The 12,374-nt window shown below is 54.7% G+C and carries 13 protein-coding genes; 10 read left to right on the top strand and 3 right to left on the bottom strand.

From position 1 onward, the window contains the following. The first annotated feature begins 47 nt into the window (after positions 1–47). On the top strand, positions 48–1,355 hold the full coding sequence (locus KFJ24_RS07420; protein ID WP_250830435.1) for an HD-GYP domain-containing protein: 1,308 nt from the start codon (positions 48–50) through the stop codon (positions 1,353–1,355). On the opposite strand, the gene KFJ24_RS07415 is transcribed toward KFJ24_RS07420, so the two are convergent. Beyond that, positions 1,345–2,460 (bottom strand): organic solvent ABC transporter permease, encoded by a 1,116-nt coding sequence (locus KFJ24_RS07415; RefSeq protein ID WP_250830434.1) that lies wholly within the window; start codon positions 2,458–2,460, stop codon positions 1,345–1,347. The genes KFJ24_RS07420 and KFJ24_RS07415 overlap by 11 nt on opposite strands. Positions 2,461–2,724: 264 nt before the next feature. On the opposite strand from KFJ24_RS07415, the gene KFJ24_RS07410 reads away from it, so the two are divergent. From KFJ24_RS07410 to queF, 3 genes are read left to right on the top strand one after another with little or no spacing between them, the layout of a single operon-like run. Next, the gene (locus tag KFJ24_RS07410; RefSeq protein ID WP_250830433.1) at positions 2,725–3,675 is read left to right on the top strand and encodes an ABC transporter ATP-binding protein; all 951 of its coding nucleotides are present in this window, start codon (positions 2,725–2,727) and stop codon (positions 3,673–3,675) included. Beyond that, positions 3,672–4,445: an ABC transporter permease gene (locus tag KFJ24_RS07405; protein WP_250830432.1), complete on the top strand. Its 774-nt coding sequence runs from the start codon at positions 3,672–3,674 to the stop codon at positions 4,443–4,445. Before KFJ24_RS07410 ends, KFJ24_RS07405 begins: the two co-directional genes overlap by 4 nt. A 13-nt stretch (positions 4,446–4,458) precedes the next feature. Continuing rightward, positions 4,459–5,277, top strand: coding sequence for an NADPH-dependent 7-cyano-7-deazaguanine reductase QueF (queF, locus tag KFJ24_RS07400; RefSeq protein WP_250830431.1), 819 nt, complete (start codon positions 4,459–4,461; stop codon positions 5,275–5,277). Here queF and KFJ24_RS07395 read toward each other — a convergent pair. Both KFJ24_RS07395 and KFJ24_RS07390 read right to left on the bottom strand, forming a co-directional pair. After that, the gene (locus KFJ24_RS07395) at positions 5,271–6,740 is read right to left on the bottom strand and encodes an adenylate/guanylate cyclase domain-containing protein (RefSeq protein ID WP_250832582.1); all 1,470 of its coding nucleotides are present in this window, start codon (positions 6,738–6,740) and stop codon (positions 5,271–5,273) included. The two genes, queF and KFJ24_RS07395, sit on opposite strands and share 7 nt — an antisense overlap. A 1-nt stretch (position 6,741) precedes the next feature. After that, positions 6,742–7,053, bottom strand: coding sequence for an Mpo1-like protein (locus tag KFJ24_RS07390; protein ID WP_250830430.1), 312 nt, complete (start codon positions 7,051–7,053; stop codon positions 6,742–6,744). Positions 7,054–7,195: 142 nt separating this feature from the next. Here KFJ24_RS07390 and KFJ24_RS07385 point away from each other — a divergent pair, with 142 nt between their 5' ends. The 6 genes from KFJ24_RS07385 (at position 7,196) to KFJ24_RS07360 (ending at position 12,327) form a co-directional block, all read left to right on the top strand. Then, entirely contained in the window at positions 7,196–7,750 is a 555-nt protein-coding gene (locus KFJ24_RS07385; RefSeq protein ID WP_250830429.1) for a nitroreductase family protein, read from the top strand. A 235-nt stretch (positions 7,751–7,985) separates the two neighbouring features. Further along, a complete protein-coding gene (gene flgB / locus KFJ24_RS07380) occupies positions 7,986–8,384 on the top strand; it encodes a flagellar basal body rod protein FlgB (RefSeq protein WP_250830428.1) in 399 nt (132 codons plus the stop codon). A gap of 34 nt (positions 8,385–8,418) precedes the next feature. Next, on the top strand, positions 8,419–8,868 hold the full coding sequence (flgC, locus tag KFJ24_RS07375) for a flagellar basal body rod protein FlgC (protein WP_250830427.1): 450 nt from the start codon (positions 8,419–8,421) through the stop codon (positions 8,866–8,868). 18 nt (positions 8,869–8,886) lie between these two features. Further along, positions 8,887–9,564, top strand: coding sequence for a flagellar hook assembly protein FlgD (locus KFJ24_RS07370; protein ID WP_250830426.1), 678 nt, complete (start codon positions 8,887–8,889; stop codon positions 9,562–9,564). Positions 9,565–9,591: 27 nt separating this feature from the next. Continuing rightward, positions 9,592–11,499, top strand: a complete 1,908-nt coding sequence (locus KFJ24_RS07365) for a flagellar hook protein FlgE (RefSeq protein WP_250830424.1) — start codon at positions 9,592–9,594, stop codon at positions 11,497–11,499. 75 nt (positions 11,500–11,574) lie between these two features. Continuing rightward, positions 11,575–12,327: a flagellar basal body rod protein FlgF gene (locus tag KFJ24_RS07360; protein WP_250830423.1), complete on the top strand. Its 753-nt coding sequence runs from the start codon at positions 11,575–11,577 to the stop codon at positions 12,325–12,327. The last annotated feature ends 47 nt before the right edge of the window (positions 12,328–12,374 follow it).

Genomic DNA, 12,374 nt, shown 5'->3' with positions numbered 1-12,374 from the left:
TCAGTCAGAATGGTAGCCATCGAAAAGTTTATGTGTAGAGGTGGCTTGTGGGCGTTCAACAGAGAAAAGTTGCGGTACAGGATCTGGAAGTGGGCATGTTCGTGTCTGACCTGGACAGGCCCTGGCACCAGACGCCCTTTCCCATTCAGGGCTTTTACATTCGATCACAGGATGATGTCCGTGCACTGACGTCCCATTGCAAATGGGTGATGATCGATGTCGCGGAAATCCGGGAGTCGAAAGAGCTCAAAGAGTCACTGAAACCTCTATTTGGCCGAAATGGTGCTCGCCGTGGTAATGGCCGGCAGGAACTGCAGCTGCCTCCGCTGAGTATTCGTGAGCCTGTCAGCTACGAGGCAGTGACGACCCTTAAAAAGGAAATGAAAGCCTCGCAGCGCCTGCTGGATGATGCCGAGCTAGCACTCAACCGCGTGTTTGAAACTGCCAGGCTTGGGGGTGTCGCCGACCTGAAGCCGATTGCCCAGATTACAAGCAAAATGGTCAGCAGTGTGATCCGGCAGCCAGACGCTTTGCTATGGCTCAGTCGTACACGCCAGCACGACAAATATATTTATCGCCACGCACTGAACACATCGGTATGGGCACTGGTGTGCGGTCGCCACCTTGGCCTGAATGAAGGGCTTCTTAATCACCTCGGCCTTGGCTGTTTGTTGTCCCAGGTGGGCAAGGTGACCCTGCCACGGGAAATTCTGGACCGGGAAGGGCAACTGAATGCCGACGAATTCGCCCAGTACCGTGGATACGTTACCAGCGGCATTGCGTTGTTGGATGGGTGTGGTTTATCCCGCGCTGTCTTGAGTGTCGTGCAGGGCCATCGTGAGCGGCACAACGGCTCAGGCTTTCCTGAGGGTGTTCGCGGTGATCGCATTCCCTTGCTGGCGAAGGTTGCCGGCATTGCCGAGTTTTTTGAATCCCTGGTCGAGCCTCGTGACACCCTGGAACCAATGACTCCGGCTAAAGCTGTGACTCTGCTCTATGAAATGAGAAATATTGAGTTTCAGGAAGACCTGGTGGAGAACTTTATCCAGTCCATTGGGATTTACCCCACAGGCAGCCTTGTGGAGCTGACGGACGGCCAGCGGGGGATTGTTGTCTCCCATTCACCCGAAAGGCGGCTCTGGCCTCGGGTAATGGTTATGACAGATGTGGACCGGCAGCCTCTGAAATCGGCCAAAGTGATTGACCTCGCCAGGTACAACGAGGGCAGGGAAGCCGGGGAAACGGTGCAGATCCGTGAGTGCCTCCCCCATGGAACAAGGGGGCTGGATCCTTCCCGTTATGATGTCACTGGCGGCGAATCCCGTTGGAGCCTTACCCGGCTGATTAACGGATAATTACCCGCAGTTGCTTGCGGACCCAGCGGTAGGTATTTTCTGGCTGGAAACTCAGCAGCAGCTCTGACTCGCCGCCGGCTTCACCCGAGACGAAGTATTCGACGTCTGCCTCCTGCCAGTCGGTAGCGTGGATTGTGACGTCGCCGGGGCGAGTGCTTATTGCTTCGAGTTCAGCTACTTCCGGGCTGCCGGCTATACGACGGATGGTTACCGTTTTGATCTCTGTTTCGCTGGCACTATGGCTGGCGACATCTTCGTCCAGGTAGAAGCGGTTGGCCACTGCCGTGCTTATCGCTCGCAGTTCACGGGTCAGGTAAGTCTGCGCATCATTCGAATCAATGTCTTCCAGGCTCCGGATCGATTCCAGTATGCGGTCCCGCCTGGCTTGCAAGTCTTCGCTGTATTCAATGTCCGGGTCCCGATCATCGTCATTTTCGGGGCGGGGCGGCGCGTTGCTGATTTCTTCGTGGGTCGGCGGATCCTCGCACAGTTCGTCATCCTCCGGGTAGAAGCAGATCGCTGCCAAAAGCTGATTGGCAGGAGAGGGCGTGTCGCCGAGCGCTGTGAACTCGGCTTCACTGACATTGAAGTCGATCGGCGCTGTCAGACCCGGAAGTGCCTTATTGAGCTGATTCACTACCCGGTCACGGATCTCGATGCCCTCGCCCTCCCGTACGTTTTCTGTCCAGTTCAGCGAGATCAGAAAGCGGGTGAGATTCATCAGTGAGACATCGTCCAGCAACTGCTGTTCTGTAATGGTATGGGTACTGAGACCTTCTTCGTCCACCGCAGGGCTTGTGAGTGCCGAGCGGACGTCGGGAAAAAACTCGAGCGGAGTCACATACTTTTGGGCAGGGACACCGTCAATGACCGCCAGATTACCGACCCGGAAACTGAGCGTTTCGCCGGGGTAGTAGCGAAACTCGCCTTGTTCGCTGATGGTTCCGGCCTGACTCGCGGTCTGGTAGGAGAGTCCGCTGAAACCGTTATAGTTGAGCCGCCCGACGCTGGAGTCGTCGCCGCCGGAGTCACCCCCTCCAAAGCACCCGGAAAGAGCCAGGGTGGTCAGGGTGAGTGACAGTCGGATCGTGTGAACGGATCTCATGATGTGTCGTACATTCCCATCGTTTCAGCTCGCCCTCAGAACCTGATCAAAGCGAACCATTTGTAAGTTGTTGTAACCGTATTATAGGGGTGGGTTCCTGCTCATATCGGGATTCCTGTCTCACTTTCTGTTTTTGGTCCAGCCGGATTGACCGGGTATAGCCCTTGAAATCATTACAGTTGGCACAATAAATAGGATTCTAAATTTCAGGGTGCGGCAGCCCCGACTGCCGTTACCGGCTGCTTCATGGAATCAGGATCTTTTATGACCAATGCACTTGAAATAAGAGGGCTCACCAAGACCTATGGCGATGGTTTTGAAGCGCTAAAGGGTATTGATCTGGATGTCGCTCAAGGGGATTTTTTTGCACTGCTCGGGCCTAACGGCGCAGGCAAGTCGACAACCCTGGGAATTGTTTGTTCACTGGTCAACAAGACGGCCGGAAAGGTACGTGTATTAGGCTCGGATATTGATACCCATCTGTCGGATGCCAAGCTGAACCTTGGCGTGGTTCCGCAGGAATTCAATTTCAACCAGTTCGAAAAAGTCTTCGACATCGTGACAACGCAGGCTGGTTACTACGGTATTCCTTTAAAACAGGCGTCCGTTTCAGCCGAGAAGTATCTTAAGAAACTCGGGCTATGGGACAAGCGGAATACGCCTGCCAGGATGCTCTCCGGCGGCATGAAACGCCGTCTTATGATCGCGCGCGCACTGGTGCATGAGCCGAGGCTGCTGATTCTGGACGAGCCCACCGCCGGCGTGGATATTGAACTTCGACGCTCAATGTGGACGTTCCTTGAGGAAATAAACCGACACGGCACGACTATCATTCTGACGACACACTACCTGGAAGAAGCAGAAGCGCTTTGCCGTAATATTGCCATCATTGACCATGGCAAGATTCTTAAAAATACCAGCAAGAAGGATCTGCTTCAGGAATTGAGTGTGGAAACATTCGTGCTGGATCCCGAACCGACACTGGCCTCGGTGCCGGAACTGGATGGATTCGTTACCCGCGTCGATGGTGAGGGCGCACTGGAAGTGGATGTCGAGAAAGGCCAGGGTCTCAACCAGGTGTTTGTCCAGCTTGAGCAGCAGGGCATCAAAGTGGTCAGCATGAGAACCAAAGCCAACAGACTTGAGGAGCTGTTTATTCGCATGGTGGAGGAAAATGCCGCTGGTTCGCGCGACGGACTGGAGGGCGTGGCATGAAAACCCAGGCTCTGATGACCGCATTCAGTACGATCGTTCTAAGGGAAATTCGCCGGTTCACACGGATCTGGGCTCAGACTCTGCTCCCGCCCGCTGTCACAATGACGCTCTACTTCATTATTTTCGGTAACCTGATTGGCTCGCGGATTGGCCAGATGGGTGGATTCGACTACATGGCCTTTATTGTGCCGGGGTTGATCATGATGGCTGTCATCACCAACTCCTATGCCAATGTGGTGTCGTCGTTCTTCTCAATGAAGTTCCAGCGAAGCATTGAGGAATTATTGGTATCGCCGGTTCCTAACTGGGTCATTCTGGCGGGATACGTGTGTGGTGGCATGGCCCGGGGACTGGGAATCGGCCTGATTGTCACCCTGTTGTCGCTGGCGTTTACCAATCTGTCTATTCATAACCTGCCTATGATGGTTGCCACTGTGTTTCTGACCTCTGCGCTGTTTTCTCTGGGCGGTTTTATCAATGCCATGCTGGCTACCAAATTTGATGATATCTCTATCGTCCCAACGTTTGTCCTGACACCGCTGACCTATCTGGGAGGGGTGTTTTACAGCATCGACCTGCTGCCTGAATTCTGGCAGGGCGTTTCGATGATTAATCCGATCCTGTATATGGTGAACGGGTTTCGCTATGGCATTCTTGGTGTATCGGACGTTAATCCTTTCGTTTCCCTTGGTATGATTCTGGTTTTCATTTCCGTGCTTGCCTTTATTGCTCTCAGGATGCTGGCGCGCGGGAAGGGTATCCGCCACTGAGCTCAGGAATTATATGGCCCTACATGACGCCCCGTTGGGCAAATCCAGCGAGTATCCGGATCGCTACGATCCGGAGCTTCTGTTTCCCGTAGCCCGGGATGAAAATAGGCGCAGGCTCGGGCTTGCTGATGGCCGCTGGCCCTGGTTTGGTGAGGATCTGTGGCAAGCCTGGGAGATTTCCTGGTTGCGCCAAGGCGGTGTTCCGGTAGTGCGATGGGCCGAGATCCGCTTTCCATCTGCGTCGCCGTCTATCATTGAGTCCAAGTCGCTCAAGCTTTACCTCAATTCGTTTAACCAGAGCACCTTTTCATCATCAGAGCAGGTCGCCGATATTATATCCCGGGACCTGTCCAGTGCCTGCGGTGCGGCCGTTCATATTCAGTTGCACAGTGTTGATGAATCCGGCGACGCTGTGGGGCGACCGGCAGGGTTCGAACTGATTGACGACGAGCCTGTCAGTGAGGTGGTTTATGATTATACGCCGGACTCACTCTCTGCCTCCGGTGATACCGTAACCGAACAGTTATGTTCCCATCTGCTCAAGAGCAATTGTCCGGTCACTGGTCAGCCCGACTGGGCTACCGTTATGGTGAGGTACACCGGGCCGGCGATTGATCGTTCCGGTCTGTTGCGTTACATCGTGAGCTTTCGTCAGAAGCAGGATTTTCATGAGCACTGCGTTGAAACCGTATTCACGGATTTGATGAGCCACTGTCAGCCAGAAAAACTGATGGTGTGCGCACGCTACACGCGACGCGGGGGGTTGGATATCAATCCATGGCGGAGCACTGAGCCCGGCCACGATGCGGGCCCTCGCCTGATACGTCAATAAGGCTTGGTTGCAGCCGCCTCCGGCAAGGACGCATCTTCTTCCCGCCGCAGGCGGTCGGCGGCATCTTCAAGAGCGTTCAGAATGGATTTCCGTTCTTTCTCGGTGATTTTGTCGGAATCAAGGTACATGGCGAACCCGCTGTGTTCGTGCTCAAGGAAACTGCGGTTTGGTCCCATGTCACGACGGAAATCCACCACTTCATAAATCGGGACGGGCCTGCCGAACCCCTTCACGGTAATTTCTCCCTTGTCCCGGCACATGATTTTATCTTTGATCAGAGAGAAGGTCTCGTACGAGATCAGGATCTCCCCGGGCTCAGCCAGGGATTCCAGGCGGCTTGCGAGGTTCACTTCCTTGCCGATAATGGTGTAATCCATTCGGTTTTCGGCGCCGAAGTTACCCACGGTGGTGTAGCCGGTGCTGATACCCATGCGGATTTCCAGGGGGGTCTTGATGCCCTGGCTGCGCCATTTCTGCCGCATGATTTTCATGTGTTTACGCATGTCGATGGCCATGGACACGCAGGCGAATGCATCTTCCCGCTGGCCCCGGCTAGTGGGATCGCCAAAAAAGATCATGATCGAATCACCGACAAACTTGTCGATGGTGCCACCGTATTTCAGCGCCACCTCCGACATCTCGTTGAAGTAATGGTTGAGCAGCTCGGTCAGAGCTTCCGGCTCCATCTCTTCTGATAACTCCGTAAACCCCTTGATATCCGAGAAGAATACCGCCAGTTTTTTGCGCTGGGTCTCCAGACGTACGTCGCGCTCCCCGGTAAAGATCGACTGCCATACTTGCGGAGACAGGTATTTCGAGAGCTTGTGGGAGAGGGCAATGGACTGTTCGCGCTGGTTCTGGATCTGGGTTTTTGCCAGCATAAGCGCACGGGCCTGCTGGTGCGAGTAGAAGGCGGTAACGCAGATGTAGAGGCCGGTGGAGACAATGGCAAGAATGCTGGTCAGCAGTGGCGACTGGAAAGCGTCTGCAGAGCCTGTCACCGCTACCGCTGCAGCGGTTCCTGCCGCCATGAATCCGGTTCCGAGCAGCCACTGGCGGATGCCTCCGACAATCAGACAACTGAACATGAGCATGACAACCACGGATACCGAGGGAATAGCGACCAGGCCGATGCACCCGATGAAGGCGCCTCCGATGATACAGTCGACCAACAGCATCTTCTGTCGGATGCGTACGGATTGCCTGAGGAACGTCCGGCGCGTGACAACATGAACAATGTGTGGCCAGGTTAGAGCGCCAGCAACCAGCCACAACAACCACTGATGAAAAACACCTTGCAGAACGCCGGAAACAATAATTGCGGCAGTCGCAGTGTAGGCAAGTATCCGGCCGTTATAATCAGGCATGGGGGGAATAGCCACAGGGCTATTCTGGTGATCGAGGGTCATGGACTTACCAGCGCTGGCACTGGCATTACGCAGGTCTGCGGGTGCGCTCATCATATCAGAAACGGATTCTGCCAATGAGCATGTCCCGGAACATGACCCAGTCGCCCATCAGGCTGTAAAGAGGGTACTTGAACGTTGCCGGTCGGTTTTTTTCAAACTTGAAGTGGCCAACCCAGGCAAAACCATAGCCGATGACCGGAAGTAGCAGTAGCCAGACCAGCTTGCCCGAGGTAATCGCCCAGAAAGCTACAAACAACACCAGCAGGCTACCGGTAAAATGCAGCCGACGGCAGGTGACGTCGCTGTGCTCTTCCAGATAATACGGATAGAATTCGGAGAAGTTGCTAAAAGTCTGTTGGTCACTCATGGTGCTGTTACCGCATCCTTTTATAATTTTTAGCTAGACGGGCTACGACTAAAGGTTAACAGTATTACGTATAACCCACAATTCACGGAATTGATGTGAGGAATATCCGATTCCAGCCAATGTCATCCCACAGCGAGAAGATATGACCGTATTTTGCGATTTTCTGCTCAACCGGGTCTCAGAACCAAGACTTCAAGCCCCGGCTCCGGACCGGGAAACGTTGGACCGTGCCTTTGCCTGTGCGGCCCGCGCACCGGATCATGCACTTTTGCGCCCCTGGCGCTATCTTGTTGTTGAAGGAGAGGGCCTTGAGGCACTTGGTGATCTGTTCGCCTCAACCTGCCCCAACAACAGTGACGAACGGCAAATAGAGAAGCTGCGAAAGTCGCCCTTGAGGGCGCCTATGGTAATCGTGGCCATTGCCTCGCCAACAGCACATCCGAAGGTCCCTGAGGTCGAACAGATCATGTCGGCAGCGGCCGGCGTCAGTTTTCTGGAGCTTGCCCTGCAAGACGCCGGTTACGGCGTTATGTGGCGAACCGGCAGTGTCGCTTACCATTCGGTGGTCCGGAGCGGCCTGGGTCTTGCGGAAGGGGAGTCAGTTGTCGCTTTCCTGTATACCGGCACCGTCTCCTCCGAAAAACCCCCGGTGCCCCGGCCGGAAGTCAGTGACTTCGTTCAGCGCTGGCCCGGGTAATCGTCGACTTATCATGTGTTTGCCCCGGCGGTCTGGCCGGGGGAAACAGCTTGCCGCTTTTCTTTCTTTCCGCTCTCTGCATACGTTGAATTCCTGCCACTTTCTCCGCGAATAAGCTCTGGAGCCCCCGGATTCAAAGGCCTCTCAAATTATGGCATTCGCTTTGCTTTAACCCTCTCAGAAAGCACAGCCGGCAAACTCGACCGGCAGCACGGTGCAGTTTTTGGGAGGTAGTATGGCGATTTCGTTCGATAAGGCGCTGGGGATTCATCAACACGCTCTGGAAGCGCGGGTAAAGCGGGCTGAGGTGCTGGCAAACAACATGGCGAACGCCGATACCCCGGGCTTCAAAGCACGGGATGTGGATTTCCAGGCAATGATGCAGCGTGCCCAGCAGTCGGTCAGCGGGTTTGAGATGAGTAAGACGGACGACGCTCACATGGATACGTCTTCCGGCGCAGCCGAGTCTGAGCTGCTTTATCGAGTGCCGAACCAGCCTTCGGTTGACGGCAATACGGTAGATGCTCAGCAGGAACAGACCCGGTTTATGCGTAATGCCATGGATTACCAGGCCAGCTTCCAGTTTCTGAACAGCAAGTTTTCCGGTCTTACCAAGGCCCTGAAGGGCGAATAAGTCGCAGCGACTCGATTAGCGAAGGAGAGATTTCATGTCATTGGGCAGCATTTTTGACATCGCCGGATCCGGCATGACCGCGCAATCCCTGCGGCTGAATACCACGGCGTCCAACATCGCCAACGCCGAGACGGCCAGCTCCAGTACAGAAACAGCGTACCGAGCCCGAAAGCCGGTTTTTGCAGCCATCCAGCAGTCCATGCTGAACCCCGATAATCAGGGGTTGAGCTTACAGAGCGAGCAGGGACCGGGTGCTGGGGTTCGTGTTCAGGGTGTTGTGGAAAGCGCTGCTGAGCTGCAGATGCGTTATGAGCCTGACCACCCGGCGGCGAACGAAGACGGCAATGTGTTCTATCCGAACGTGAACGTGGTAGAGGAAATGGCCGACATGATGTCGTCTTCCAGGAGCTTTCAGATGAATGTCGACATCATGAACACCGCGAAATCCATGATGCAGCGCATCCTGACCCTTGGTCAGCAGTAAAACGGTGAGGATCAAACAATGAGCGTAACCAATACCAGCGGCGCCCCGGATGTTCTGAGCCAGTACCAGCTAGACCAGCAAAGCGGTGCCAGCGGGAAAAACGAGCTGGGGAAAAATGAGTTCATGGAGCTGATGCTGGCCCAGCTCAAGAATCAGAACCCACTGGAGCCACAGGATAATGGCGAGTTTATCTCCCAGTTGGCGCAGTTCAGTTCGCTTGAAGAGATGCAGAAACTCTCGGGCACGGTTGATGATGTGGTTGGTCAGTTCCGGTCCACCCAGGCACTTCAGGCTTCAGCCATGGTGGGCAAGACCGTCCTTGCGCCTTCCGGAGTCGGCATTCTTGGCGCAGAGGGTGAGATTGGCGGCACGATTGAAGTGCCGGCCTCTACCGGTGGGCTGAGAGTGTCCATTCAGAATCAAAGCGGAGAACTGGTACGCCAGATTGATCTGGGCAACAGCCCGGCAGGTGTGCAGTCCTTTAGCTGGGACGGACAGGACGGCAACGGCAATTCATTGCCGCAGGGGCCCTACAAGATAGTGGCCGAAGCGTCCTACCCGGATGGTCCGCAGCAGTTATCGACCATGGTCAGTGCGAATGTCGATAGCGTTTCACTGGGCCAGAACGGGTCAATTACATTGAACCTGGCCGGAATGGGGTCCATTGCCCTGTCCGACGTAAAACAAATCAATTGATACCGGTGTCAGACCAAGGGGTGAATTATGGCGTTTAATACAGGGCTCAGTGGCCTCCGGGCAGCATCGGTGGATCTCGATGTCACCGGCAACAATATCGCCAATGCCAGTACCGTTGGCTTCAAAGGCAGCAAAGCTCAATTCGGGGATTTGTATGCCAGCGGTTTTCTGGGTGCGGGTTCAAGTCCTGTCGGTGATGGTGTTCGGGTTCAGGACGTCAAGCAGTCCTTCGGCCAGGGCAATATCAGTTTTACCGACAGCGGTCTTGATATGGCAATCAGTGGCGACGGTTTCTTTGTCCTCAACAATGGGGGTGAGATTCGCTATTCCCGGGCCGGGCAGTTCGGTATCGACAAGGAAGGCTACGTCGTAAACAACCAGAATATGCGAGTACAGGGCTTCACTGCTGATGACAATGGCAATTTGTCCGGTATTCGAGGTGACTTGCAGATTGCCACGGACAACCTCGCGCCACGCCGCACGACCAGTTTGTTGTCTGACCTCAATCTTGATTCCCGTGAGACTGTGCTGGAAACGAGGGTGCGGGATATCGGGCCACTGGCATTTGCCGACATACAGGGTGAACAATTTGATGTTCAGTATAATGATGGCACGGCAGATTACAGCGTTGATCTGACGGCAGCGACAACTGCTCGAGAAGCCGCAGCCGCAATTAACGATGCCCAGGGAATGAGTGCGTCCGCCACAACGACCGCTACCTTTGACGGCGCGACCCCGCTTGATAATTCCTTTATCACTAATGCCGGTCCCACGAACTTCTCATTCAGCCTTAGTGTAAATGGCTCTCCGTTGACGATTGATACAAGTAACATTTCGTCGTTACAGGATCTTGTTGACTCAATTAATAACTCCAGCGAAACCGCAATTTCCGCATCGGCCGTCGATGATGGTTCCGGAAGCAATGACGTTCTCAGGGTTATCCATAACCAGGGCGAGACGCTGGAATACAGTTTTGGTGATGGCACAACCACTGCCGGACCAACCACCGTCCTTGGGGAAGTGAATGCCACTGCCGACAGATCTGTTGCCAGTGTGACCGCAGTGACGGCTGATAACGATTTTGAAACGGCTTTTCTTGCCTCGCCGATCCGGATTACCAATGAGTTTAATCCGCTGGACCAGCGTACTTACAACCATGCAACGTCGACATCTATCTATGACAGTCTGGGTAACTCCCACGAGCTGACTCAGTTCTTCGTAAAGGAGCCGGCGCCCGGTAATGGTATTGGTGTCAGCGAATGGTCTATCTATGTCCAGATAGATGGTGAAATGGTTGCTGGTACTGATACAACGCCCTATACCGCGCGTTTTAATCAGGATGGCGATTTGCAGTCCATAAATGGGGACCCGGCAGGCGACATTGTTGTGTCGGACTGGATTCCGAAAGACGAGGATGGACAACCAAACGGTGCTGATGGTCCACCGGCCACTGGCACTCCAGTAGTAACGCCGATTCCGGAGCCGCCAACTTCGTCCGCTTTTGTGATCGGACTGAGTGATACCACTCAATATGGCGCTGCGTTCGGTGTGAATAATCAGCGGCAGAATGGCTACACTACAGGCCGCTTATCCGGGCTGGATGTTTCGGATCAGGGGGTTCTCTTTGCTCGCTATACCAACGGGCAATCGCAGTCGCTGGGTCAGGTTGCGTTGGCGTCGTTTAATAATACCAACGGTCTTTCTCCGGTGGGTGACACATCGTGGGTTGAGACTTTTGAGTCTGGTCAGCCGATTGTCGGTGCTCCGGATACCGGAACCCTGGGTTCCATCAAGGCCAGCTCCGTAGAAGAGTCCAACGTAGATCTGTCTGCGGAACTGGTAAACCTGATCATTGCCCAGCGGAATTATCAGGCCAATGCCAAGACTATTGAAACCTCCGATGCGGTCACCCAGACCATCATCAACCTCCGCTAATCCCCGCTAATGTGAATATGGCACGACTCCTGCAGGAAGACTGGAAACAGTCAAAATTCCGGCAGGAGTTTTCCCATGGACAAAGCCCTATACATCGGTATGTCTGGCGCCAAGCAGAATATGCTTGCCCAGCGTGCTCATGCCAATAACCTGGCAAACGTCAGTACCACAGGCTTCAAGAAAGACTTTGCCCAGGCCCGCAGCATGCCTGTTTACGGCGAGCATCATCCGACCCGTGCCTACGCCATGACTGAACGGCCGGGTACCGATCTGTCCGCTGGCACACTGATGGATACCGGTCGGAAACTCGATGTTGCCGTAGAGGGTGATGGTTGGCTGGCTATCCAGAATGATCAGGGCCAAGAGGTCTTCACTCGTACCGGCAGTCTCCAGATTGACGTAAACGGCCTGATGCGCCTGCCCGGTGGTGAGCCGGTGCTTGGCAATGGCGGTCCCGTTGCGCTTCCCCCGTTCGAGAACGTAGAGATTGGTGCTGATGGCACCGTGTCCATTGTTCCTGTTGGCGGCGCACCGGATGAGTTGGTGGAGGTCGACCGGCTCAAACTGGTGAGTCCACCATCGGGTGCCCTGGAGAAAGGTCTGGACGGGTTTATGCACCGCAAGCCTGATCAGGCGATCGACGGCCCGGAGCCACCAGATGCCAGTCAGCGCGTTGCATCCGGGTTTCTGGAGAGCTCAAACGTTAATGCCGTGGAAGAGATGATTTCCAACCTCCAGTTATCCCGGCAATACGAAATGCAGGTCAAGGTCATGAGCACCGCAAAGGACAATTCCGAGGCGACGGCACGGCTGTTGCAGAATCTCTGATAACGACTGAACACAATAGCCTGGCGGGCTGAAAGCGGCAAAAACTG

This window comes from Marinobacter sediminum (assembly GCF_023657445.1).
In the GTDB taxonomy this organism is placed as follows: Bacteria; Pseudomonadota; Gammaproteobacteria; order Pseudomonadales; family Oleiphilaceae; genus Marinobacter; species Marinobacter sediminum_A.
Note: the sequence above shows the minus strand (reverse complement) of the source record. Positions and strands in the feature narration are given on the sequence as shown.